Below are 25,384 nucleotides of genomic sequence, written 5' to 3' on the forward strand. Positions count from 1 at the left end.
CAAAAATATACAAATTAAGTTAATTTGCAACTTTATTATTATGTTTTGTAAAATTTTTGTTTAACGAAAATTCCTTAAAAAAAGTTTTTAAACTTGTAAAACGCACATTTCAAAGGATTTAATCGTTTTTTAACATTAAATTATATTAGTTGCGTTTAAAAATTTATTGTTACAATAATAGCTACTTGTATTACAGCTTTTTAACAAAAAAATTGTATGGACTTTGCAAAATGAAATTGCGATAAAAAATGAGCTAACAACATTTTAAAGTTTCTTTATGAAAATTTTTGACTATCCCATTTTCTTATATCTTTGCTTAATGCAATTTTCTGAAATTTTAGGGCAAGTACACATAAAAAATCATCTGACACGAAGTGCCGATTTGGGTAGAATCCCACATGCACAATTGTTTGTCGGTCCTGAAGGGAGCGGCACTTTACCCATGGCCATTGCCTACGCACAGTACATTTTATGCGGCAATCAAAACGGAGAGAATAATGGTGCCAATCAAGCATGTAATTTAAAGTTTCAAAAAATATCGCATCCTGATTTACACTTTGCCTATCCTACCGTAACGACCGAAGAAGTAAAGAAAAATCCTAAAAGTATTGATTTCATTACTGATTGGCGACAGTTCATAACTAAAAACCCCTACGGCGGTTTATTTGACTGGTATGCCATATTAGGTGTTCAAAACAAGCAAGGCGAAATAAGAGTAGATGATGCACAGGAAATTCTAAAAGCATTGTCGTTAAAATCATATGAAGGCGGTTATAAAATTATGATCATCTGGATGGCAGACAAACTAAACATTTCTGCTTCCAATAAATTATTAAAGCTGCTGGAAGAACCGCCAGAAAAGACCGTTTTTATTTTAATCACTGAAAACGAAGAAGATTTAATTCAAACGATACGTTCTCGTTGCCAGATTTTACATTTTAACGGTTTAAGCGAGCCTATTATTGCCGAAGCCTTGATAGCAAAAGAACAAGCCGACCCAAAACTGGCGGCGAAAATCGCACATCAGGCACAAGGAAACTACAACATTGCCTTGCATTTACTCCATGCTGATGATGAAGAGCACCCCTTTGAGCAATGGTTTGTTACCTGGGTTCGGGCAGCATTTAAAGCAAAAGGAAATGCTGCGGCGATTCAAGATTTGATTCTTTGGAGTGAAAAAATTGCCGGCTTGGGACGAGAAACCCAAAAGAAATTTCTTCAATTTTGTATCGAAATGTTCCGTCAGGCGCTAATGCTGAATTATGAGACCAAGTCGTTAGTTTATTTTGAACCTAAAGTCGATAAATTCAAACTAGAAAATTTTGCTCCTTTTGTAAACGGCAATAACATTCACGATATTTTCAAAGAACTATCCGACGCCATGTATCACGTGGAACGCAACGGAAATGCAAAAATTATTTTAACTGATTTATCAATCAAACTAACACGTCTAATCCACAAAAAATAACCTTATGAACAACGTTGCCTCTATTTTAATTTTAGTTTTTTTAGCGATCTCTTTTCTTCAATCTGGTTACGATAAACTGTTTTATTGGAAAGACAATGTCGACTGGTTAAAAGGTCATTTTGCTAAAACACCTTTACGAAATCAAGTGCCTTTGGCTTTAGCCAATGTGCTAGTCTTAGAATTAATATCTGGTATTTTGTGCATTGTAGGTTGTATCGAGTTATTGATAAACAACGGTAGAGAGTTTGGTTTTTACGGCGCAGTATTTTCTTGCATAACTTTACTTATGTTGCTTTTTGGGCAACGATTGGCAAAAGATTACGATGGAGCAAGAACCATTGTTATCTATTTTATACCGGCAGTAATGGCCGTGTACTGGTTAAATTAGAATACATAAAAAAAAAAGAAAACAGTAATTACATTGACAAATAAAATGACACCAAAACATCCTTCCGAATCCTTGACAACATTAACCGATTTAGTGTTACCGAGCGAAACAAATCCTTTGAATAATCTTTTTGGCGGTGAATTACTAGCACGTATGGATCGTGCTGCGAGTATTGCAGCAAGAAGACATTCAAGAAGAATCGTAGTGACAGCATCTGTAAATAGCGTGGCTTTCAATAGAGCCATTCCGTTAGGAAGTGTAGTTACTGTTGAGGCTAAAGTTTCAAGAGCTTTCAAAAGTTCGATGGAGATTTTTATCGACATCTGGGTAGAAGACAGAGAGTCTGGTAATAAAACGAAAGCCAATGAGGCCATTTACACTTTTGTTGCAGTAGATGATACGGGAAGACCGGTAGAAGTACCTCAAATAATCCCAGAAACGGAACTAGAAAAAGAACGTTTTGATGCCGCGCTAAGACGCAAACAACTCAGTTTAGTTTTGGCCGGAAAAATGAAACCAGAGGAAGCTACAGAATTGAAGGCCTTGTTCATGTAAAAAAAGAGAAATTAACGCTCTAATTTTTTGGCAAAATCAAGAGTTTAAAAAAAATGTTGAAAGAGAAAATTCGCATCATAAAAAGAAGTATTTTTACGAAAACATACAATTACTTTTAAATGAAATTTTCAGGATAATAATACATCCTGTTAGTTTGTTACAGATAGAAAAACAATACAAATAGATGAAAGAAAAGGTAAAAGAGAAAGAGAAGATGAGTACAGAGAAAGAAGCAAAATTAAAAGCGCTACAACTTACGCTTGACAAACTGGATAAAACCTACGGAAAAGGAACTGTAATGAAAATGGGCGATAAAGCCATTGTAGAAGTAGAAACTATTTCTTCAGGGTCTTTAGGTATCGATTTAGCATTAGGAGTTGGTGGATATCCAAGAGGAAGAATAATCGAAATATACGGCCCAGAATCTTCTGGAAAGACTACTTTGACACTTCATGCCATTGCAGAAGCTCAAAAAGCGGGTGGAATTGCGGCATTTATTGATGCAGAGCATGCATTCGACAGAAATTATGCTGAGAAATTAGGCGTAGATATTGAAAATCTGATTATTTCTCAACCCGATAATGGAGAACAAGCATTAGAAATAGCTGAAAATCTGATTCGTTCAGGAGCAATTGATATTGTTGTTATTGACTCTGTTGCTGCTTTGACTCCAAAAAGTGAGATCGAAGGTGAAATGGGAGATTCTAAAATGGGACTTCATGCTCGTTTGATGTCTCAAGCATTAAGAAAATTAACTGGAACAATCAGTAAAACTAATTGTACTGTATTCTTTATCAATCAATTGAGAGAGAAAATTGGAGTAATGTTTGGAAATCCGGAAACGACTACTGGTGGAAATGCATTGAAATTCTACGCTTCGGTACGTTTAGATATCCGTCGTTCTACACAAATTAAAGACGGAGACAGCGTTCTGGGTAACAGAACCAAAGTAAAAGTGGTGAAGAACAAAGTAGCACCCCCTTTTAAAATTGCCGAATTTGACATCATGTATGGCGAAGGAATTTCAAAAACAGGGGAGATTTTAGATCTTGCTGTAGAGTTTGAAATTATCAAAAAAGCAGGTTCTTGGTTCAGTTATGGTGAAACCAAATTAGGACAAGGACGTGATGCTGTAAAATCGTTAATAAAAGACAATCCGGAATTAGCAGATGAACTTGAATTAAAGATTAAAGCCAGAATAAAAGAATTAGCAGACGCATAAAACTAAAAAAGAGTTGGCCATGGCCAACTCTTTTTTTATACTTTACTTTTTGCAAAAATCGGTTTCTTCTCTTTTGATTCTTTCTCAAACTGCACTAACTGATTATAAATGACATCCCGAACTTCCTCTCTGATATGTCTTCTGTCTGAACCTGTTTTTCCAGAGGTTTCAATTTGTTCGTGTATTTTAACGCGCATTAATCCTGGGCCACCGCTAAAAAAAGTATAAGAAAGTCTCTTTTTATTATCGGCAAAAGTAATAGGAACTATTGGGATTTGATGTTCAATTGCGAGTCGGAATGCACCGTCTTTAAAAGTATCCAAAAGTAGAGATTCATCATCAGGAACGCCGCCTTCAGGAAAAATACAAACACTTAAACCGCGGTCTAATCTTTTCTGAGCCTCATTAAAAACAGTCAAACGGCTTTTAGAGCAACCTCTGTCTACTAAAATACAAGTTCGTTTGTAGAAAAATCCAAATAACGGAATCTTGCCCAACTCTACTTTTCCAACAAAAACAAAAGGGTTTTTAACCGTGGCGAGCATCAGCATAATATCGGTCATAGAAGTGTGATTAGCCACAATCATATAACTTTTATTCGGTTCTAAGGTTTGGTTTTTTTCAATTTTATAGTAAAACCCCATTCCGAAGAGTATGAATTTGGCCCAAATTCGAGACATTTTAAAATAGTACGGATAGCCTTTTTCAGAAACGATAGACACTAATAAAAACGGCAACATTATCACTATTGGGATAGTAAATAAAACATAAAACCACATCCGCCATAAAGTCCAGAAAATTATTTTTATTCCTTTCATGGCGTCAAAAGTAATGAATCGAATGTTACTTTTGATAAAAGAATTAAAGTTAGTGTGTTATTAACCGCAAAGAATGCAAAGTTTTAAAGATGACCGAAAATGAAATTTCAAAAATTGTAATTGGTTTAGCAATCGATGTTCTTAAAGCGCTAGGCCCTGGACTTCTAGAAAATGCAACTAAAGAATGTTTGTTTTACAAAATAAATCAGTTCGGACTTTATATTGAAAAAAGAGAACTCCATGCCAATAAAATTTGAGGAAGTAATATTAGATTGTGGTTATAGAGTTGATTTATTAGTAGAAAAGAAATTAAATATCGAACTTAAAAGTGTAGAATCTTTAAATGATATCCATTTAGCTCAAACTTTGACTTATTTAAAATTAGGAAATTATAAACTTGGACTACTAATTAGCTTTAATGAAGTGCTTTTAAAAAAATAGAATAAGAAGAGTTGTTAATAATTTATAAAAAAACAACTAACTTTTAACTTTGCGAAAACCTTTGCTGACTTTGCGGTAAAAAAAGAATAATCGTTGTTAACATTGAGAAAAACTTCACGAACTTTGCAATCAAGAAAAAATTACAATGGCAAAAATACTTACAGGCGTTCAAAGTACAGGAACTCCACATTTAGGAAACTTACTGGGCGCAATTATACCGGCAATACAATTATCAAATGATCCTAAAAACGAATCGTTTCTTTTCATTGCCGACTTGCATTCGATTACGCAAATAAAAAACGGAAAATTACTAAGAACGAATACCTACAGCACGGCAGCAGCTTGGCTAGCTTGTGGATTAGACGTCAATAAAGTAGTTTTTTACAGACAATCAGATGTGCCGCAAACAGCGGAGTTATCTTGGTATCTGAGTTGTTTTTTTCCTTTTCAACGTTTGACCCTAGCGCATTCGTTTAAAGATAAAGCCGATAGATTAGAAGATGTAAACGCAGGATTGTTTTCGTATCCAATGTTAATGGCTGCCGATATTTTATTATATGACGCTGAACTAGTTCCCGTAGGGAAAGATCAATTACAACATGTAGAAATCACCCGTGATGTAGCTTCAAGATTCAACCACCAGATGGGCGAAACCTTCGTAATTCCGGAAGCTAAAATTCAGAAAGACAGCATGCTGATTCCTGGAACAAATGGCGGAAAAATGAGTAAATCGGCTAACAATATCATTAATATATTCTTAGACGACAAGGCGTTGCGCAAACAAGTAATGAGCATCGAAACCGACAGCACACCACTAGAGGATCCGAAAAATCCAGAGACTTGTAATGCGTTTGCCATTTATTCGTTGTTAGCCACTGCCGAGCAACTAGCTGCGATGCGTGCTAATTATGAAGGTGGAAACTATGGTTATGGTCACGCCAAACAAGCTTTGTTTGAACTGATATGCGAAAAATTCAAAACCGAAAGAGAAAAATACAATTACTATATAAACAACCTTCCTGAAGTAGACGCTTTACTTAAAATAGGTGCCGGAAAAGCTACGGCTGTTGCCAATGGTGTTCTGGCGAGAGTAAGAGCAAAATTAGGATTTGAAGTACAATAACATTTAATTCTAGACTTGTAAAAATGAACCGCAGATTCGCAAATTATTAAAATCCCCAATAATAAGCTATGCCTTTTTAGTCACCATTCATTCCACTCATCCCCTTCAGGGTTTAAGACCCTGAAGAAGATTTTTTTTAAAATATCACTAAATGTGGGTATTTTATTTATTACTTTTTTTCTATACATTTGGTAAAGTCTATTTGAATGAATAGTACTAACTTTATAAACCAAACTATGAAACAAACCACAAACCACAAACCACAAACCACAAAGCTACATTAGCAAATTTAAAATATCTTGTTTGTTTTTTATTGTCACTATTTATGCTTTCCTGTAATAATGAAGAGCTTGCAAATAAAAAAACAAGTGTCGATCTAAGTCAATTAAAAAAAGAGTTAGAATTAAATAAATTTTCTAACGTAAATATAGCCGAAAATGTAACAATAAACTGGGAAAGTATAAATGACACAGAGAAGGGTGGTTTTAAAATTTCAGAGATTGCAGCTCACGAGAAAACAGCAAGTACACTGAAATCTAATTTTCTACAGAGCACATTAAAATATCAGTTGGTTGCAATTGAGTCGCAAGGAAATTTGCATTCGTATTTTCTAGAAGTGTATACTAATAAAGGCAGTACTATTTATCCCGAAACCATTACAAAACTTAGTGATTTTACGGGAACATTAAATGTATTTCGGTTAAACGGTGAAAATTTAGGATCAATGTCGATCTATAAAGGGAAAGCCAGAAATATTACAGAGAATAACAATCTGAATGTTTTGGCGGAAAGTATTAATGCCTTTCTGACCAAATCTGATGCTACCAGTAAAATGCCTCAGTGCTCTGAAAATTATGCAGTAACTACTCATCAAATTATTGATCGTTATGAAGTTTGGACAGTTGGGGGTGAAATTATATTGATTAATTATGTGAGTACTACCACAACAAGTACCACTACTATTATGCCTTTCCCTTGTGATGGTAATTATAATAATGATGATACACTTACTCAAAGATTAGAATTTTATAGTTACCATAATGGAGACGGTGGTGGCATCGCAGCACCAACAGCTGAAGACATAGCAAATGCAATCGAAGATAATATTGACGATACTGAACTTGATCCTTGCCCAAAAGCAATCATGGAAAAATTAAAAACTACTACAAACAATGATATTGCAGTTATTTTAAAGAAACTAGGAGCAAACAGTGTTTATACTGTTAATATGAAAATGGGAGTTATGCAATATGCACAGGATTTTGCGGAAACAAAAAAAATTTCGAAAAACAACTATTTAATTACAGTTACACAAGATTCTTATTCTAACGCTACGCAGCTGTATAAAGCAACAGCTTTATTACACGAAATGATACACGCTCAAATGCTAAGCGTAGTAGATGATTATGACACCTACCCAACTAATGCTCCCTTTAATGATTTTACAGAATTATTTAAACTTTATGTAGAAAAGCTAAATATTGATCCTGTTGTTTCACAACATGAAGATATGGCAAACAGATATGTTAACGCAATAGCATCCGCATTAGAAGAATACCAAAAAAAAATTAACTTCCCAATTTTTATCTCAGATAAGCAAGTATTTATAGATTTGGCGTGGAGTGGATTGCAGGGTACCGATGCGTATAATAAAAAATATCCTGGAGGAAGCACAGACAGAAAAAGATTGGAAAATACAATTATTGCCGAACAGATTGGAACTAGCTATTATGGGACAAATGTTACTGGAAAACCGTGTAATTAAATAAAAATAAATGAAACACTTAAAGTATTCCGTCATTATTACGATTCTTATGATAAGTTGCACCTCTATACATAACAAAAATATAGTCGAAAAGAACAATCCAATTACTGCGATTAATGACACCATTAGAGATAAATATGATGCCTTAAATGATTTTTTTGACACAAAAATTAAGGATTATTCTAAAAAAATTATGGTTATGAGTAGTAAAATCAATACTGATATGACCTTAAGAATGATCCGAATTAATCAAATTGTGTCTACCGACTCAATAACTAAAACAGGTGTAAAAGAAGACAAGACATTTTATAAAGAAGATGAATGGGAAAAAGCAAAAAAAAAGTATAGTAAGAAGACTATTGGAGAAATAGAAAAAGCTACATCAGATGGAGGTAAATGTTGCTGGGAACCTGATGATTTTAATTACAAAAACATAATATTCGAAAAATTACGTCAAGGTTCAACTGCATTTATTAACAAGTATATCTCACATCCGCTTTATGACTGTTATTATTTTTCAGAGCCTATCTATTATCAAAATAAAGAATATCTCATTTTTACTGTTGCTGAAGCCAGTCTGTTTGGTGGTTTAGGAGGTAGTTCATACATTGTAATATTGAAAAAAAACAAAGCGGGTAAATGGGTTCAAACTCATGTAGGCTATCCTGATTGGTATAATTGAAAATAGCTTTAGTATTCGAGAAAAAAACCTCTAACCACGGTGTTTATACCGATATGGCTTGGGGTGGTCTGGTTAAAACTCCTATTTATAACAAAAAAATTCCTCTAGGTAGTGCTGAAAGGGCAAGAATAGAAAATAGATACCAAGCAGAATCTCTTAATCGTGCTGTTGGACAAGGAACTCCTAGTGTACAAAACCCAATTGGTAATCCATGTAATTAGTTATGAGAAAAATTCTAATTTATAATTTGCTTTTACTCTGTTTTACAAACTGCATTCGTTTAAAACAGACCAACGATGCTATTACAGAAAAAACAAGTATAAACACAAATCGATTTAAGAATAATATAGATGATCTAAAGACCACTAAAGAAGTGGTTGCATATGTAAAATCATTAAATCTAGAATTAAATAAAAAAACATTCGGGCAATTGCAAATTAAATCGATAGATACCGTTACTAAAGATTTAATCAGATGTGAAGTAATTAAAGGCTGGAATATTCAAAATTGGGAAAAAACTGATTTAAATAATGATGGGAAAACTGATTTGATTTTTATAGCCTATTGGCCTTATCAATATTCACAATATGCTATAGTTGATAAAGGAAACTCAAATTTTGATCTTGTACTTATTTCTAACGAACTTAATTATTGCAAATTGGTTAAACCTATAAAAATTGACAAAAAAACTGAATTATTACTATACGATTTTAGAACACAGATAGAAAGAACTAAAAACGATAGTACGATTCATTTTATTGATACTTTGACCTATAGATTTGACTCTTTTGTAGAAAAAAATCCAATTAAAAAAAGGGATTATGACATCGAGTCCATAAAATTTAATATGAGATACTATTTCACATTAGAAATTGACAGTCAAGAAAATGCTTATTACAATTGTCCAGAAAAAATTTTTATGAACCCACTTTATGAAAATATCTATGTAGGTAAATCAAGTAAAAAAATTCCAATAAAAAAATTTAATGAACTAGAAAAATTGTTGAAATATATTGATGTTAAAAATTTATCTAATATGTATGAAATAGATCACACAGATTATATTACTACTATTTTAACAATTAAATTTAAAGATGGTTCGATAAAAGAAATTACGGATTACGGTTCTGACGGTTCGTATGGATTAAATGCTACGTATTCAAAATTAATAAAAATTGCAACTGAAACTAATTGGAAATAAATAATAGTCAACTCGCTCTACGTAATGTTCCAAATAGCACGATTGCAGGCAAAGCCCCAGCTCTGAGAAGTGTTCTTAAAAATCTAAGGGCTGCTGTGCGAATGTCTCTGACTTCGTACCCACAACAATGAGCAAACAATAACATATAAACAAAAAGCACAGCGATTACTATGGAGAAGAACCGAGTGATGACTTTTATAAAGCTTTTGCTTGGGGAGGTCTAAAAGATGCAAACGTGCCTGCTTGGACAGCCTTGTCCTCTGAACAAAAGTCAGCGATAAACCAACTCGCCGATAGAGAGATAAAACTTTCAAAACCAGCTCCATGTTCTGACTAATAAAAAATAATAAACATGAAACTACCTATAATAACAATAATTTTGACGATAGCATCTATAAGTTCTTATGCGCAAGCAAAAGACACCCTGTTTTTTAAAATAGATAAGCAGTATACTATTTCGCCTACCATTACTCCCAATCTAAGCAATCGTACTTATACCGAATACGTCAAAGTAGCCCGACAACAAAAATTACAAACTAAAACAAATGGGTATATTTATTTTGTAGGCAATGGTCATTTAACAAAAGGCTTAAAGCCTAGAAAAATTCTTTCGATAAAAGAATATATTGAGAATAGAAAATTTTATTGTGATGGAAATCACAATAAAATAATTGATAAATGGAAACTAAAGGATAGTTTAACAGACAAGTTTGTGATTTTCTTTGTTAATGGGGATGAATTTATTCAACCTAGACATCTACAGTATCAATCTTACTATCCAATACGTCAAGATGAAAAAATTATTAACAACCCTATAAAAGATACGCTTTATTTTAAATTAGATAATAGCTACTTGTATGAGTCAGAATACTATCCTGGTGAATACATTACTAAAGATAGTAGTGGTTCTAGTTACGGTACTTTTTTTCTTAAAAAGATAGTTACAAAACAAGAAGAAACAGATAATACAATTCAAATCTCTGACTTTGAAGAATTTGTTCACAATTCAAGGTTTTACGATAAAAGTAAGACCCAAAAATTACAAGATCAAAACTTATCAGATTTTTTATCTAATTATGTTTTGTTTTTGGTAAAAAACACTCCCACAAAGAACGAATACATTAAAGTTTATCCAAGTTTTGCAATTGAATAAAATAGTAACAGTATCATAGAGACACTTCGTTTTACGAAGTGTTCCCCAGCTCTGCGAAGTGTTCATAAAAACAAAAATTAATAAAAATCAGGCCTAAAGAACAACAATGTTAAAGCCTGGGTAGGTTTACCTGCAGAAAAAAAAGCTGCTATAGAAGCACTCGCTAATAGAGTTCCTAATTTAAGTAAAACAGTACCTTGCCCTACCTCCTCCAACTAAATAGTAAAAAAAATCCAAACTAGGTATTGAAATTTCCTTACCTAGTTTAGATTATAAAATTTTAAAACTTTAAATATGAAAACAGCAATTCTCCTTTTACTATTTCTATTTATAGGCCCTAATTTACAGGCTCAAGAAAAACAAAAAGACACACTCTTTTTTAATTATAACAATAAATACATTAGAACACTTGTTGAAATGCCAAACGAGTTTTATATAAAAGATGGAAGTGGCGCTAGTTACGGTAATTTTTTCTTTAAAGAAGTAAAAGTCCTAAATAATCTAAAACCAAAAAAAAACCTATGTCTTAAAAAATTTATACGATCCTCTAAATACTATGATAAAAATAAGGAACCACAGTTAGACGATTATAAACTAGCCTTTTTTTTAAACAATTATATTATTTTTTTGACAAAAAGAAATAAATCAGAATATATTCAAGTTGTGGCAGCTGTTAGAATTGAATAAAACCACACCAATCTAAAGGATGCTCCTTATCGATAAATGGATTTACAAAAAGATATTGACGAACATGAAATGTATGACCCGATAGCGCAGAATTGCATTCTGTGCCCACAAAGTTGAGCAAACAAAACAAGTCAAAGAGCTACATTCTGTAAAAAGTTGTAGCTTTTTTTTAGTATTTTTAAAACAAAAACAGGTCAACAAAATACAAAGCCACAACTACAAACAAAGCCTATTTTATAAGCATAACAACTGTGGGGTCGATAGACGTTTTTACAAGATTGAATCAAAAATATGTTATCACCAACGCATTAAAACATTGTAAAGCATAGAAAGGTTTAGAAATTTATGCTTATTGTTTAATGTCAAGTCATTTGCTTTTGTTGTGTAAAGGAACGGATGGCTTTGTTCTGTCTGATATTATGCGTGATTTTAAGAAATTCATCTCCAAACAAATCGTAAAAACGATACAAGAAGAGTCAGAGAGTCGTAGAGAATGGATGTTGGATTATTTTCAAAAATCATGCGAACACCTCAAAAAAGAGCAAAAAAACAAAGTATGGCAAGATGGTTATCACGCAGAAATTGTGGAAAGCAATTGGTTTATTAAGCAAAAAGTAAATTACATTCGTACCAATCCTGTAAAAGACAAAATTGTAACTCTTCCAGAAGATTATTATTTTAGTTCCGCGAGAAATTACGCAGGATTAGAATATGAATTAGAAATTGTTTTGTTAGATTTGTTTTAGTTGCCAATTGGAGTGGGCACAGAATACAATTCTGCGCTATCAGCTTCATGAAATACATATCCGAGCGATCGGGACCTTGTAAATAAATAATACAATTATGAAAACTTACCTTTCACTTTCACTACTCAGTTTTATATTAATATCATGTTCTACTATTAAACTAGAGAACGAAATCGTTAAAGATTTCGTAAACGAGAAATATAAGAATGAAAAAGACGTAAAAATGATTTTTTTAATTGACAAATCACTTCCTAAAAATGAAGCTATAACTATTTATGAAAAAGCATATAACGAAAAGAATATAGAATATTACTTAAATAATCATTTAAAAGAAAAGAATCATTGGCCAATTAATGAAAAAGGTATATTCAATTTGAAAGCTAAATATAAAAATGACACTATTACTTATTATTGGAAAAAAACAGATTTCGATTCTTTGAATATTCCCATTATGGAATACAATAAAAAATTTCAAGAAATTGAAATTGATAAATATTTAATGGATCATAGTCAAGGATACAAGATTACACGCCCTTTATTGTCTTCAAATAATAAATATGCACTTTTATCTTTTTATTCCTATTCTCTTATTCTTGGAGGCTCATCTGATAGCGGGGTATATATTTTGAAGAAAAAAGAGGGTAAATGGGTGATCACCAATGAATATTTTGATGGGATTTATAATTAAGCTACAGCGAGAAAACCAGTTGCACCAGGATTGGCAACTCAAGTTTATACTGATTTAGTTATGAGTGGACTACCTATACGTGTGGATATATCTCTAAGTGCGATCGCGCGGAATTGCATTCCGTGCCCACAAAGTAGAGCAAACATAACATGTCATTGAGTTTTATTATTTAAGAAATTGTAGCTTTTTATAAAAAAAGAAGATTCATTTTTTGAAACTTTCAAGTTATTTTAAATGAAGTGTTTTAGAATTATTTGAGTTACATTTAGTAGTACGCACGGATTGCAAATCCGCGCGATCAGAAACATGAATTAATTCATGCTCATTTCAGACCTTCTGGGTTTTAAACTCAAAAGGAAAACCTTGTAATTAAATAGACTAAATTTATGTAACGCGGTTCATTAAAACAAAATAAGCTGTAAAATTGTTGTTGTTTCTAAAAGCAGTACTCGTTGCAAACGAGCACCAGAGGAAGTCTGTCCCATAATTAACATTAATACTTATTTAAAGCTTCCAGCCTTCAAAAGGCTGGAAGCTTTAAATATTAAATATTAAAATAATCAATCATTCTATATCGCCTCAAACAATTTCCCCGGCAAGGGCCTAATCACGCCCTTCAATTCCATATTCAACAGCATACCTGAAATCCTGTAAATAGGAAAATCACATCGCAATGCAATGATATCCATCACTTCTTTTCCTGTTTTTAATAGGTAATCATATACTTTTTGCTCGTCGTCGTCTAGCGTGACAAACAATTGTTTTTGTACTGGCTTCGATTCCTTTTGGATATCCCAGTTCAGGATATAAACCAGATCAGCGGCGCTGGTGAGTACGTTTGCTTTTTGAGTTTTGATAAGGTTGTTGCAGCCTTGAGAGTATTTGTCTGTTACGCGACCGGGAACTGCAAAAACATCTCGGTTGTAATCGTTGGCTATGTTAGCCGTGATCAATGAACCGCCACGATCTGCAGACTCTATAACAATGGTAGCTTCACTCATTCCCGCTACGATTCTATTTCTACGCACAAAGTTTTCCTTGTCGGGATTCGATGAACTCCAGAACTCCGTCATGAATCCGCCGTTCTGCTCGACCTTGGCGACATACTTTTTATGAGTTTTGGGATAAATTTGGTTTAAACCATGCGCCACCACGCCTATCGTCTGTAAGTTGTGTTCCATCGCTAGCTGATGCGCCACAATATCAACACCATAGGCAAAACCACTAACGATCACAGGATCTAGCGGAGCCAAATCCTCAATCAGTTTCCGACAGAATTCCGTACCGTAAGACGTGATTTGCCGCGTCCCTACAATACTAATTATTTTGCGGTTCTTTAAATCAATAGCACCTGAGATAAATAATAACAATGGGCCGTCGATACAATGTTTTAACCGCTCCGGATAATTATCACCTTGAAAATGAGCCACATTGATTGCGTTCGTTCGTATGAATTCTAGTTCTGCATTGGCTTTGTCAAAAACAGTCTGGTTCTTTAGGTTTCTAAGTAACATCGAACCCACACCATCAATAGCGCCAAGTTGGCTGGCCTTCGTTTTAAAAACGGCCTCAGCACTGCCGCAATGAGTGAGCAACTTTTTGGCCATAATATCGCCTACACCCTCCACTCTTTGCAAGGCCAATAGATAAAATAAATCTTGTTCTGTCATGCTAATTATTTGTAGTTGAAATGTATAAAAAAATTACGCAGATTGTTAATAAAAATTGTGAATAAAATTTTGATAACTATTTTCCTTGTATAACTTTGTATGTATGAACATCGAACCTTACATCACTCAGCTTTTATATCGTTATCAATGTGTTACCGTTCCTGGATTCGGTGCATTTTTGACTGAAATCCAATCGGCTAAGTGGGTTGAAAGCGCAAATTCATTTTTTCCTCCAAAAAAAATGATTTCTTTCAATGCCAATCTGAAAAATAACGATGGCCTGTTAGCCAACCATATTGCCCAAGCAGAAAAAACTTCTTATGATTATGCCGTGAGTGCTATTCAGTATCAAGTAGTGAACTGGAAAAAAGCATTGGAGACAAACGGTAGTTTTTCGATAAAAAATATTGGAGATATCAGCCTTAATGCAGATAACAATATTGTTTTCAAACCTTTAGACCAAACTAATTATTTGACTAGTTCATTTGGTTTAAGCGCCTTTGTTTCTCCGGTTGTAAAAAGAGAAATCTTCGAACAAAAAATCGAAGCCCTAGAAGAAAATACCGTAATCACTTTAGATACAGAAGAAAGAAGCGGTCGTTCGTATTTACAATATGCCGCGATTTTTGTTTTAGGATTAGGATTAACGGCAACTGTTGGTTATTCTGTCTATCAAAACCAAATCAATTCCGAAACAGTTTTAGTTGAAACAGCGGTTCAGAAACAAGTAAACACTAAAATTCAAGAAGCGACTTTCTTTATAAAAAGCCCAATGCCAGCGGTAACCCTTTCGATAAAAGAAAGTAAGATGTCCTATCATATTATGGCAGGTGCTTTCAGAGAAGAAGCAAATGCTGATAAAATATTCAAACGTCTTTCTAACCAAGGATACAAAGCCAGACGCATTGGTATTAATAAATACGGTCTTTACCCTGTCCTTTATGGTAGTTATGCCACATTTGCCGAAGCTGATAAAGCCAAGAAAGAAATTCAGAAAAACGACAATCCAGAAGCCTGGCTTTTGATTGAGTCCCTATAATCTAAAAACCACTACGGTTTAGATTACCCCCAAAAAGCAGTACGCTATTTGGGGGTATTTTTTTAGGAGCAATTTCCAGCTATTCGCTATATCTCTTGTGGTCTCAAAAAAATGAGACCACAAGAGGATGCCGCTTCTATCTGGGCTAAGCATTTGATTAACGACACGAATATCCTTCCAAATCTTAAATTTATAGCCCAAAGTGGTTTATATCAAACACAAGTACAGAATAGTACTAACAAATTATTATCACATCGTACGGAGTAGACATGACATAGTGGTTCTCGACTCCGCTAGATGTGACAATTGGGCTGTTTTGTAGATAATGGGTATTAGTTCACAATCAGCCGTATTACTTGTCAGCCTGCAAATGCTGCAAAATTTGAATGCTCAGAACGTCTTTTTACTCTTCGTTGCGCCTTCACAAAGTAAAACGCGTCAATTAACGCTGTTTTTACATGATTAGCCGCGCAAACTCTTATTTAAACACATACGAGCTGGCAAAAGTTGAATTGTTCTTTAAAATCACCGTTTACGTCCTGCTATTGTTTTGGTTTAGTAAACATTTCTGTATTATGTGCCATAGAATTTCCTTTTGGGATTGTTAAAGCACTCCAATTCATGCTTGCCATTTTGCCAATAAAAACAATTTGTCCAATGTGATAAGGATAATGTGCTAATTGTCTGTTAATTGCTTCTAGTATAGAATGCCCTTCATTTCTAATATAAACTGTTGTTGTGTTTAAGTCTTCTTCGGTTATTGAATCTAATGCGATAAAAAGACAGTCCCAACCTTGATTCCATTTAGTTAACAATTCTTCTTTTGTAGTAATAGCTATTTCAAATTCTTCATCTCGCTTTCTCCATTCTTTTTCTCCATCAGTAGTAAGGAAATCAGTCCATCTAGACATCATGTTCCCCCAAATATGGTTTACTATTATCGCAACACTATTTGATTCTTCATTATACTGCCAAAAAAAATCGTCGTCTTTAAGTTGATCGAATGTCTTTTCTCCAATTGATTTATAATGTTTGAATTGTGCTTTAGCACTTTCAAGATATCCTTTTGTCATATGTACTTTGGTTACTTTAGATTTTGATTGCAATAAATATGTTTAAAGGTAAAACAAAATCACGCATTAATTATTATATAAGTATAATAAATGTCTTATAATATTACTACTGTCGATTATAAAAGAAACGGACTCAGCAGCGCCTACAACCCTTATAAATTACCTGTTTAAGGTAACCGCGGTTCAATCGAGCACCACAAACTTATATCAAGCATCTTATTTTCGTAATACATCTGCATAAAAAAAGCAACTCTTTTACGAGTTGCTATATTTTAAGAACTGTATTGCAATTCTGTTTTTGGTGGTGTTTAAATTTGATTATTAAACAATCTCACTAATTTGAAGTTCCCCAACTACATTAGTGTAATTAGGAATATCTTCCGCAAATGTTGCCGCATGAGGCCCAAAAGAAGATTGAAAAGACGCCACTGAATCAAATGTTAAATGTGCAATAGCTACATAAGGTGCTAGTTCGCCTGGTATTCTGCCGCCTAGACCTATGTTTAATTCTATCCCTTTTAAGGCATCTCCTACAGCCGCTGCTATCATGGGAAGATGAGAATTTTTATAATAATCGACATCAAAAGTGGTCTCTGGACCGTTTGGATACATTACGCTTACTTTTATCATGATATTCGTTTTAATTATTAATTAGTAACTACCCGTATTTTGTATACGGATCGTGCCATTTCTACAAGCCCGCAGCCCGAGCTGAGTGGAGCTCTTTTTTGTGCAGCGTAGCGAAACAAAAAAAGCGGGAACGGAGGGCGGAAAAGCTGCCCAAATATACAAAATACTGCTGGTGACTCCAGTAATTTTTTAGTTATTTTTTCCAAGTAAATTTTTGAAAAGCCGCATCAACTGGGGTATTAGCGATATGGTTTGAGTAGTTACTAATCACTTTTTGAGACAACCCTAAAATGATCTCTAAAACTTGTCTTTCACCATAACTTGCTTCATAAAATGTCTGCAATTCCGCTGAAGAAACCTGACCCCTATTGCGAACAATAACTAAGGTCATGTCACGCAACGCTTCTAATTTAGAATTTGCAAGTGGCGTGCGGTCACGTAAAGCCTGCGTAATTGTGTCGTCAACCTTCATCATTGCAGCGATGCCCGTATGTGCCGGAACACAGTAATGACACTCATGCTCTACGTTGATGGTTTGCCATACTACAGTCAATTCTTCTTCGTTGAAAGACGAGTCAACAAATAATTCGTGTAATGTTTGATATGCTTTAAGTATCCCAGGAGCACCTGCTAAAACGCCGTGAAGCCCCGGAATCATTCCGTATGCCTTTTGTGAGTTTTCTAATAATGCTTTGCTTTCTTGAGGTGCTGATTCGATATTGTGCACTTTTAATGTTGTCATAATTATGAATTTTAATTTATTATTATTTGTATTAATATATATCTAAGCAACTGCTTAGTTTTAGATCAAAAAAAAGCTAGATGTTTTTGAACGTTAGCTCTATATAATCTTCAATTTCTTGCTTACTGTTTACTCTTGATGCTGCGGCAAGACCATGTTTTGCCAACAACAAATAGTTAGCCTGCTTTAATACTGTTTGTTCGCCTTTGGATTGATCTGTTCGTAATTTTTCTATGAATAGTTGCTTGATCCCTTCCATAAATTCAGTCATTTGCACATTGATAATCTGATCTTCCGCTTCGGCAAATTCATTGTAGGTATTGGTTAGAAAGCATCCTTTATAATTGCCAACCTCTATGGGGGTTTGAACCGAATCATAGAAAAATTCTTTGATGTCGTTAATTCCGTTAGTTCCGTTTTTAAACTTTTCGAACATACTGTTTACTTTCCTTTTGTAGCATTTTAAACTTTCTAAAAAGAGTCCCTGTTTGTTACCAAAAGCAGCATAAATAGAAAACTGGTTGATGCCCATTTCTTTCTCTAACATACGAACCGAGGTATTTTCATACCCATTGCGCCAGAACAAAGACATTGCTTTTTCTATTACTTCTTGTTCGTTATATTGTTTACTTCTTGCCATCTCTATTTTAATACGACACAAAACTAAGCACTTGCTTTGAAATAAAAAAATTATTAGACAATTTTTAACTTTTGCTACTACTAAGCTGCTTAATAAATTGTGAATGCAATTTCTAAAAAGAGCGTTAAAAAGTATTAAACTGATGTTAAACACTTCTTTCAGTAGCCTTTAGTGCAACTAATTTTTGTACTTTTAGATATGGAAAATATATTAGTAGCTGGTGCTAATGGCACTACCGGAAAAAAAATAATAGCCCTCTTAAATAAATCACAACATTTTAACCCAATCGCTATGGTTAGAAAAGAAGAGCAACAAGCCTACTTTAAAAACCAAAATATTCAAACTGTCTTGGGAGATTTAGAAGCTGATGTTACTTCCGTTTTTACTAATCCAATAGATAGGGTAATATTTGCAGCAGGTTCTGGTGGAAAAAATGTTTTAGGTGTCGATCAAGAAGGAGCAAAAAAATTAATAGATGCGGCTAAAAAAGCAAATGTCAAAAAATTTGTAATGTTGAGTTCTATGGGAGCCGACAAACCAGAAGAAGCTACCCAACTACAAGAGTATTTGAAAGCAAAGCATAACGCTGACGAATACTTAAAAAGCAGCGGTTTAAATTATAGCATTATTAGACCAGGGACTTTGACAAATGAATCGCAAGTAGAAATGATTGAGCTAGCGCAAAATTTGAATAAACATGGCGAAATTAGTAGAGCCGATGTTGCGCAAACATTAGTGCAAAGTTTAGAAGATAAAACGGCTCCTAATGCAACTTTCGAAATTATCAAAGGAGCTACTTCGATTCAGAATGCATTGAATAAAATCAGTTAATAAGAATATCTATTACGCAGTTTAGCTTTATAATAGAATACAATTATTGATTCAACCCAAAAAAACCGAAAGAACTTTATTGATTAAAGTCGTTTCGGTTTTTTTATTTGTACTATGAAAATGTATTACTTCTAATAAAAATTTAACAATTGCTAATTCTAAGTAAGCCACTACACTCTTTGTCAGTAGCACGCTAATCAGAAAGGGCTTTAACTGTTCGTTTTTCGTTGTTTTTTAGATAAATAAGCAAACCAATTGCTAATGCGGCGCATATTGAAAACCCAACAAACAGTGGCAAAGCCGTGTCAGCAATAAATCGGCCAATGAAGATACTGATGGGTACCGCCATAATTGTAGAAATACAACCCGTAACCGCTGCGGCTGTCCCAGCAATATGCCCTACTGGCTCCATTGCCATGGCGCGTATGTTTCCGAAAAGGAAACCAATACTAAAAAATTGCAAGCCGAAAAACAGTATCAAAATGCGCACATCTGGATTTGGCGAGTTATAAAATAAAGCAACGTAAGTTGCCGAAACCACGAAGAAAGAAACTAATGCAACAGTAATTAATTTCTCCATTCCGTATTTTATTACTAGAACGCCATTAGAAAAAACAGCGGCACCAATTGCAATCGCTAATCCGGCAAAAATATATGGAAACTCTTCCTCAAGATGGTATTGATTCTGGAATATTTGCTGGGAACTACTAAGATACACCATAAAAGATCCGGTAATAAATCCCGAGATAATCGTGAAACCAACGGTTTTTTTAAATTTGAATAGCTCCTTAAATTCGCCTATAAAACCGGTGGCAGAAAAACCTTTTTTGTTCTCTAGGGATAATGTCTCCGGTTGTCGTTTCCAAAACCAGAAAGAAACCAAAAGGCTAATCACTACTTGAATATAAAAAATTCCATGCCAGTTGTAATAATCCAGCACGAATTTACCCAAAGCCGGCGCAATTACAGGAACCAATATAAAAACAACCGTTACAAACGACATAATACGCGCCATATAATCTCCGCTGTACATATCGCGAATAATAGCAATACTAATCGTTCTAGGAGCAGATAAGCCTATTCCTTGCAGTATTCTACCCACCACCATCATTTCTAAACTTGTGGCGTTTACACAAATGAAACTAGCACAAATGAACAAGGCAAAACCCATGTAAACAACTGGTTTTCTCCCTAAACTATCTGAAAGCGGACCAAAAATTAAAGGGCCGAATCCAAGACCCAGAAAAATCATTGTGATAAGCAATTGATTATCCACGACTGCAGTAGTACCAATGCTAATTCCAATAATCTCCAAAGCCGGCAATAAGGCATCGATTGCTAATGCCACCACCGACATCAAGGACGCCATAAGTGCAACAAATTCAAATTGAGAAGTCTGGATATTTTTTTGCATCAGGCAAAAATACAGTATTGAATTGGTTTCGCCACTGTTTTATGGAATTCTAAGACTTTTAAGTTTTGCCTTTTTAGTAGCTAATAGTTAGTTGAAAACTGAATTTATAGTAGTTCGGTTCCTCTTTTTACTCAGCTGTTTTTTTAACAGTACCGCTGACTGAACAGCAGGCTTTAACCGTGTTGAAGATGGTTCCAAATTTTTCAATATTCTTTTGCAACAAATCAATATTTAAGCTTTCGTCTTGACTGTAGATGAGCAATTCATATTGTATTTCATCCATTCTTGGTGGCTTTTCTAGTCGGACCGCATTTACGGTTAATTCGGCTTTTGAATATTCAAAATTCATCATCACCGAAAACCGAGCCACATTTTTAAGAATACAAGCCGAAAAGGATCCTAAAAACAACTCTGCTGGATTGGGTAAACTCGCTTCTGTATCAGGAGAAATCCCAAAACTAATCTCGGATTCCTTGATATGTACAGCTGCATTTGTATTAGAGGAAATACTGGCTTTGACAGAATAGTTCATAGGGTGAATGGATTTGAAATTGTTATTTCAAATATACGATTATTACATGATGAATGGTCACTAGAATATATGAACTAGATTGTTGAATATAATCTCAACTGCTGCATCCAAAAAATTTAGATACAAATTCGTGTTTTAAAATAAACCATAAAATCATTTGGATCGCACATCCGCATTAACAATCCAGTTAGGTAAATGTCTGCGGGCTCGGCTGTGTATAAAGTTACTAGGGCAGCTGAACTGGGATTGCATATAAACATCTAACGGGCTTACCATTTACCATTGCAGGTGTCCACTTGGGCATCATCATTAAAACTCTCTCTGCTTCTTTTCCACTACCGTAGCCCAAATCTTTTATTATCGAAATATTAGAAATATTGCCATCTTTTTCAATAATAACGGTTGTACTGATTTTACCGTTAATTTTTTGACCGTTAATTAGGGGGACTTGATAATTCATTTTTACGAACTCGTCCAATTTTATCCATCCTCCTGAAAAAATAGGCTTTACCTCCACTCCTAAACCATTATAAATAGCATCTTCGTTTAAATTGTTCATATCATCACTAAGCGCTGTGCAAACAATGACCTGAATCGAATCATTTGTTATCTGTTTATATTTGGGTTGTCCAAAACAAAAAGCAATAAAAAACAAAAAAAATGACATAAATACCTTTTTCATAAAATCACTAATAAATTATTAAAACATTAATTGTAAAGTAAATTATAAACGATTACAAGCTCTAATTCAAGGTCGCTTTGTACATTCGGGCTTCATCCCAGGTAAATTTACCACTGTTTTTCTCCATTAATGCATTAAGCGATTCCTCCTTATAACCTTGGAAAGCTTGAGCTAAAGTCTGTATTTTATCCTCCGGTAAAACCTCCGTAATAGACACGGCTTTGGTTTGTATCAGTTGGACAAAATGCGAGTAAATAGTTTGTTTTGTAAGCACTCTGATAGTGGCAATAGCTGCAATTGAATTTTTTTCTACCCACAACTCATAGGTTTCCTGAACGGTCGATTTTTTGGGTGCTTTCTTGGTCGCTTTTTTAGAAGTATAGCGTTGTAAGTCGGCTTCATCCTCGATCAAGGTCACATTTTCTTTCTTGAACTGGTTCTGAATCGCTTCGGTCTTTCTACTGATGTATTTCTTTATTTCGTCAGAGGTTAGTTTTTCCTTCGAAATGGGTTCTCCTGCAACGACAGTTTCAATTAAAAGCTTGGCTTTCATCAGCCGCAAAACGGCTTTGGTCTGTAATTCTCCGAGCACGATCAGTTCGTCATAATAGGCTTTGCTTTTCTTGACACGCTTCACTTCTTCCAGCTTCCAGAGGATTTCAAAAACCAGTTCGTCCATGGGTTTTAAAAAATAACCAAAAGCGGCTTGAATCCTTTCGGAAACATGGATTAAATCGACGGTCTCATTATTAAAAATTTTGTTGAGCTGCCCCATGAATTTTTTGGATGGATCCAAAAGCGAATTGATCGCTTCCATTTGCTTGGTCGCCCAAAGCGCGTGTTTGGATTTAGACGAACTTTCTGATTTATCGCCATAACTATACTTGTGATTGCGCCATTCCTGAGCTAAATTAGCCCAGTCAAAACTGTGCATCAAATAATTATGAATAAAATTCTTGGTTTCAAAATGCAACGAATTTTTCAACAATTCTTCTGAAGCCTTGTTTAAAGAGTAATCCATCACATCCTGATCGTTAGAAATCCCGTTCATACGCAACGGAGATAGCAAAATAAGCCCTTCTAACGAGCGCAAACGTGATAATGCAACATATGCTTGGCCCGGCATGAAAACTTGCGAAACATCGATTGCAGCTTTGTCAAAAGTCAAACCTTGGCTTTTATGCACCGTAATCGCCCATGCCAACTTGATCGGGTAATGTACAAAAGTCCCTAAAACCTCCTCCTCTATTTCTTTTGTCGCAGGATCAATTTTATAACGAATGTTTTGCCATTCGTATTTTTCGACTTCTATGGTTTTATCTTCTTCGGGAAAATGAACCAGAATTTCCTGGCTCGAAAGAGATTTTATAATTCCCATTTTCCCGTTGAAATAGTTTTTTTCGAAAGAAAGATCATTTTTCACGAACATCACTTGTGCACCTAGTTTTAACTGCAAGCGTTCTTCTATCGGAAAGATCTTCTCGGGAAAATCACCTACTATATCTGGCTTGTAGGTTATCAACTCCCCTTTTAAATCTTCCAAAGCTTGTGCATTCATAGCATCAGCCTTGTTGTTGTGGGTCGTAAGCGTGATATACCCTTTGTTATTTTTTAAATCAAAATCAGGTTTAACGTACTTGTTCAATGCCTGAACATCGGCAGCAGTGATTTGGTTGTTCCGTAAATTATTCAAAACCGAGATGAATTCGGTATCCGTTTGACGGTATATTTTTGATAACTCAATGTACAATGGCGGACTTTGCTGCACGGCATGCGAATGGAAAAAGAATTTCCCTTTGTAGTAGTTGCGCAGCGTACGCCATTCCTCATCGCGAATGACAGGTGGCAACTGTAATAAATCTCCTATAAATAATACTTGAACCCCACCAAAAGGAGTCGCATTCTTGCGCACCGTTTGCATCATGTAATCCATCGCATCCAGCAAATCAGCGCGAAGCATACTCACTTCGTCAATCACCAGCAATTCCATATTACGAATCACCGATTTCTTCAATCCGCTCATTTTAAAATGCCGACGCAACGTATCCTTAGATTCAAATTTTACGGTATCTGTAAACTGAGAATCGACGCCAAAAGCGGGAATAAATCCTCCAAAAGGCAACTGAAACATGGAATGAATCGTAACACCGCCTGCGTTCAAAGCGGCAATACCCGTAGGTGCTACTACCACAGTGTTCTTGTGCGTGGTTGCGATAATTTCCTTTAGAAGCGTAGTTTTTCCCGTACCTGCTTTTCCGGTTAGAAAAACAGAACGTTGCGTTTGGTTGATGAATTGTAAGGTGTAAGCGGCGGCTTCAGAAACGGTTTGCATCAGGCGTATAGATTAAAAAAAACAATTTGAAAACACAAAAGTAAGCTATTTACAAGAGTATAATAACGACAATATGAATAAGTAAATAATCAAAAAAAACCTCCACTCTAATACAAGAATGGAGGCTATTGAATTTTATAAAAACAGAAGTTTATTTCTTTTCTTCTTTTTTTTCTTCTACTTTTTCTTCTGTTTTAACAGCAGACTTGTATTTGTCGTTTAATGCTTTTACGATATCTTTTGTAATGTCGTATTTATCTTCAGCATATAAAACGGATGCTGCATCTCCTGTACCATAGATATAAGAATATCCTTTTTCTTTACCATATGCTTTAATGAATTTTTTCACTCCGCTTACTAAAGTATCCATTTCTGCACCACTTTCTTGTTGCAATTGTTGAGATAAAGCTTGTTGAGCATAACTCAATTGTTGCTCTCTTTTTTGTAATTCAGCACCTTTTTGTTGTGCCCATGCTTGACCGTTTGCTTGTGCTTGACTTTGAAAATTAGCAGCATCTTCTTTGAAACGTTTAATCTCTGCATCTAGCTGTCTTCCTTTTTCTTCAGACTGTGCTTTGTATTTTTCAGCAAGATCTTTCGCCTCTGTATATTCTTTCATTAATACCGAAGTGTCTACATAAGCTGTTTTTACTTCTTTAACGTCTGCGGTTTTGTTGCAAGCAACAACTGAAATAGAAATTGCGATAATTAATAATACTTTTTTCATTTTGGTTTATTTGTAATTTATGTATGTATAGCAAAAATATAAAAAAATAGAGACTATCCTAAAAAACTTTGAAAATTGGCAAAAATTTATAGTATCAGGTTTTGTTATTAAAAAACAAAAAATTATAATTTATAT

The 25,384-nt window shown here is 34.4% G+C and carries 28 protein-coding genes and 1 pseudogene; 18 read left to right on the forward strand and 11 right to left on the reverse strand.

All coding sequences use genetic code 11. From position 1 onward, the window contains the following. Positions 1-319: 319 nt before the first annotated feature. The 4 genes from BMW63_RS00795 (at position 320) to recA (ending at position 3,633) form a co-directional block, all read left to right on the forward strand. Positions 320-1,468: a DNA polymerase III subunit gene (locus BMW63_RS00795; protein WP_074720262.1), complete on the forward strand. Its 1,149-nt coding sequence runs from the start codon at positions 320-322 to the stop codon at positions 1,466-1,468. 4 nt (positions 1,469-1,472) lie between these two features. Further along, positions 1,473-1,856: a DoxX family membrane protein gene (locus tag BMW63_RS00800; RefSeq protein WP_074720264.1), complete on the forward strand. Its 384-nt coding sequence runs from the start codon at positions 1,473-1,475 to the stop codon at positions 1,854-1,856. A gap of 45 nt (positions 1,857-1,901) precedes the next feature. Continuing rightward, the gene (locus tag BMW63_RS00805) at positions 1,902-2,411 is read left to right on the forward strand and encodes an acyl-CoA thioesterase (protein WP_074720266.1); all 510 of its coding nucleotides are present in this window, start codon (positions 1,902-1,904) and stop codon (positions 2,409-2,411) included. A gap of 214 nt (positions 2,412-2,625) precedes the next feature. Beyond that, on the forward strand, positions 2,626-3,633 hold the full coding sequence (gene recA, locus BMW63_RS00810; protein WP_139174183.1) for a recombinase RecA: 1,008 nt from the start codon (positions 2,626-2,628) through the stop codon (positions 3,631-3,633). A gap of 35 nt (positions 3,634-3,668) precedes the next feature. Here recA and BMW63_RS00815 read toward each other — a convergent pair whose 3' ends face one another. Then, a complete protein-coding gene (locus BMW63_RS00815; protein ID WP_074720270.1) occupies positions 3,669-4,451 on the reverse strand; it encodes a lysophospholipid acyltransferase family protein in 783 nt (260 codons plus the stop codon). Positions 4,452-4,540: 89 nt separating this feature from the next. Between BMW63_RS00815 and BMW63_RS18510 the strand changes: the two genes are divergently transcribed. The 11 genes and pseudogenes from BMW63_RS18510 (at position 4,541) to BMW63_RS00865 (ending at position 12,937) form a co-directional block, all read left to right on the forward strand. After that, positions 4,541-4,708 (forward strand): GxxExxY protein, encoded by a 168-nt coding sequence (locus BMW63_RS18510; RefSeq protein WP_262488701.1) that lies wholly within the window; start codon positions 4,541-4,543, stop codon positions 4,706-4,708. Further along, on the forward strand, positions 4,692-4,892 hold the full coding sequence (locus BMW63_RS18515) for a GxxExxY protein (RefSeq protein ID WP_262488702.1): 201 nt from the start codon (positions 4,692-4,694) through the stop codon (positions 4,890-4,892). The genes BMW63_RS18510 and BMW63_RS18515 overlap by 17 nt, the downstream gene beginning before the upstream one ends. A 145-nt stretch (positions 4,893-5,037) precedes the next feature. Then, positions 5,038-6,015, forward strand: coding sequence for a tryptophan--tRNA ligase (gene trpS, locus BMW63_RS00825; protein WP_074720272.1), 978 nt, complete (start codon positions 5,038-5,040; stop codon positions 6,013-6,015). Between the two features lie 325 nt (positions 6,016-6,340). Then, on the forward strand, positions 6,341-7,780 hold the full coding sequence (locus BMW63_RS00830) for a hypothetical protein (protein WP_074720274.1): 1,440 nt from the start codon (positions 6,341-6,343) through the stop codon (positions 7,778-7,780). Between the two features lie 10 nt (positions 7,781-7,790). Continuing rightward, on the forward strand, positions 7,791-8,462 hold the full coding sequence (locus tag BMW63_RS00835) for a hypothetical protein (protein WP_139174180.1): 672 nt from the start codon (positions 7,791-7,793) through the stop codon (positions 8,460-8,462). Then, complete coding sequence (locus tag BMW63_RS00840; RefSeq protein WP_074720278.1) at positions 8,459-8,683, forward strand: hypothetical protein; 225 nt, start codon at positions 8,459-8,461, stop codon at positions 8,681-8,683. Before BMW63_RS00835 ends, BMW63_RS00840 begins: the two co-directional genes overlap by 4 nt. A 2-nt stretch (positions 8,684-8,685) precedes the next feature. Then, the gene (locus BMW63_RS00845) at positions 8,686-9,663 is read left to right on the forward strand and encodes a DUF6438 domain-containing protein (protein WP_074720280.1); all 978 of its coding nucleotides are present in this window, start codon (positions 8,686-8,688) and stop codon (positions 9,661-9,663) included. A gap of 352 nt (positions 9,664-10,015) precedes the next feature. After that, positions 10,016-10,816 carry a hypothetical protein gene (locus tag BMW63_RS00850; protein ID WP_074720282.1) on the forward strand — a complete coding sequence of 267 codons (801 nt, stop codon included), beginning with the start codon at positions 10,016-10,018 and terminating at the stop codon, positions 10,814-10,816. A 294-nt stretch (positions 10,817-11,110) separates the two neighbouring features. Next, positions 11,111-11,503 (forward strand): hypothetical protein, encoded by a 393-nt coding sequence (locus BMW63_RS00855; RefSeq protein ID WP_074720284.1) that lies wholly within the window; start codon positions 11,111-11,113, stop codon positions 11,501-11,503. A 251-nt stretch (positions 11,504-11,754) separates the two neighbouring features. Beyond that, a pseudogene (locus tag BMW63_RS00860) lies at positions 11,755-12,249 on the forward strand (transposase). A gap of 97 nt (positions 12,250-12,346) precedes the next feature. Further along, on the forward strand, positions 12,347-12,937 hold the full coding sequence (locus BMW63_RS00865) for a hypothetical protein (protein WP_074720287.1): 591 nt from the start codon (positions 12,347-12,349) through the stop codon (positions 12,935-12,937). 569 nt (positions 12,938-13,506) lie between these two features. On the opposite strand, the gene dprA is transcribed toward BMW63_RS00865, so the two are convergent. After that, on the reverse strand, positions 13,507-14,607 hold the full coding sequence (gene dprA, locus BMW63_RS00870) for a DNA-processing protein DprA (protein WP_074720289.1): 1,101 nt from the start codon (positions 14,605-14,607) through the stop codon (positions 13,507-13,509). A gap of 103 nt (positions 14,608-14,710) precedes the next feature. Between dprA and BMW63_RS00875 the strand changes: the two genes are divergently transcribed. Then, positions 14,711-15,646: an HU domain-containing protein gene (locus BMW63_RS00875; protein ID WP_074720291.1), complete on the forward strand. Its 936-nt coding sequence runs from the start codon at positions 14,711-14,713 to the stop codon at positions 15,644-15,646. Positions 15,647-15,757: 111 nt separating this feature from the next. Further along, positions 15,758-15,913, forward strand: coding sequence for a hypothetical protein (locus tag BMW63_RS18060; RefSeq protein WP_175460247.1), 156 nt, complete (start codon positions 15,758-15,760; stop codon positions 15,911-15,913). Between the two features lie 275 nt (positions 15,914-16,188). On the opposite strand, the gene BMW63_RS00880 is transcribed toward BMW63_RS18060, so the two are convergent. The 4 genes from BMW63_RS00880 to BMW63_RS00895 form a co-directional block, all read right to left on the reverse strand. Continuing rightward, positions 16,189-16,719 (reverse strand): DUF1572 family protein, encoded by a 531-nt coding sequence (locus tag BMW63_RS00880; RefSeq protein ID WP_074720293.1) that lies wholly within the window; start codon positions 16,717-16,719, stop codon positions 16,189-16,191. Between the two features lie 321 nt (positions 16,720-17,040). Then, positions 17,041-17,349, reverse strand: coding sequence for an EthD family reductase (locus tag BMW63_RS00885; RefSeq protein ID WP_074720295.1), 309 nt, complete (start codon positions 17,347-17,349; stop codon positions 17,041-17,043). A gap of 193 nt (positions 17,350-17,542) precedes the next feature. Beyond that, positions 17,543-18,091 carry a carboxymuconolactone decarboxylase family protein gene (locus BMW63_RS00890; protein ID WP_074720297.1) on the reverse strand — a complete coding sequence of 183 codons (549 nt, stop codon included), beginning with the start codon at positions 18,089-18,091 and terminating at the stop codon, positions 17,543-17,545. A gap of 76 nt (positions 18,092-18,167) precedes the next feature. Continuing rightward, positions 18,168-18,731, reverse strand: coding sequence for a TetR/AcrR family transcriptional regulator (locus tag BMW63_RS00895; protein ID WP_074720299.1), 564 nt, complete (start codon positions 18,729-18,731; stop codon positions 18,168-18,170). A gap of 198 nt (positions 18,732-18,929) precedes the next feature. On the opposite strand from BMW63_RS00895, the gene BMW63_RS00900 reads away from it, so the two are divergent. Continuing rightward, positions 18,930-19,562 carry an SDR family oxidoreductase gene (locus tag BMW63_RS00900; protein ID WP_074720301.1) on the forward strand — a complete coding sequence of 211 codons (633 nt, stop codon included), beginning with the start codon at positions 18,930-18,932 and terminating at the stop codon, positions 19,560-19,562. Positions 19,563-19,755: 193 nt separating this feature from the next. On the opposite strand, the gene BMW63_RS00905 is transcribed toward BMW63_RS00900, so the two are convergent. The 5 genes from BMW63_RS00905 to BMW63_RS00925 form a co-directional block, all read right to left on the reverse strand. Beyond that, on the reverse strand, positions 19,756-20,976 hold the full coding sequence (locus tag BMW63_RS00905) for a multidrug effflux MFS transporter (protein WP_074720303.1): 1,221 nt from the start codon (positions 20,974-20,976) through the stop codon (positions 19,756-19,758). Between the two features lie 127 nt (positions 20,977-21,103). Then, positions 21,104-21,508 carry an OsmC family protein gene (locus tag BMW63_RS00910; RefSeq protein ID WP_074720305.1) on the reverse strand — a complete coding sequence of 135 codons (405 nt, stop codon included), beginning with the start codon at positions 21,506-21,508 and terminating at the stop codon, positions 21,104-21,106. A gap of 226 nt (positions 21,509-21,734) precedes the next feature. Beyond that, positions 21,735-22,175, reverse strand: a complete 441-nt coding sequence (locus BMW63_RS00915) for an energy transducer TonB (RefSeq protein WP_175460248.1) — start codon at positions 22,173-22,175, stop codon at positions 21,735-21,737. 76 nt (positions 22,176-22,251) lie between these two features. Beyond that, positions 22,252-24,522 carry a helix-turn-helix domain-containing protein gene (locus tag BMW63_RS00920; protein WP_074720309.1) on the reverse strand — a complete coding sequence of 757 codons (2,271 nt, stop codon included), beginning with the start codon at positions 24,520-24,522 and terminating at the stop codon, positions 22,252-22,254. 151 nt (positions 24,523-24,673) lie between these two features. Next, positions 24,674-25,249, reverse strand: a complete 576-nt coding sequence (locus BMW63_RS00925) for an OmpH/Skp family outer membrane protein (protein ID WP_074720311.1) — start codon at positions 25,247-25,249, stop codon at positions 24,674-24,676. Positions 25,250-25,384: the final 135 nt, after the last annotated feature.

The organism is Flavobacterium frigoris (assembly GCF_900111075.1).
In the GTDB taxonomy this organism is placed as follows: Bacteria; Bacteroidota; Bacteroidia; order Flavobacteriales; family Flavobacteriaceae; genus Flavobacterium; species Flavobacterium frigoris.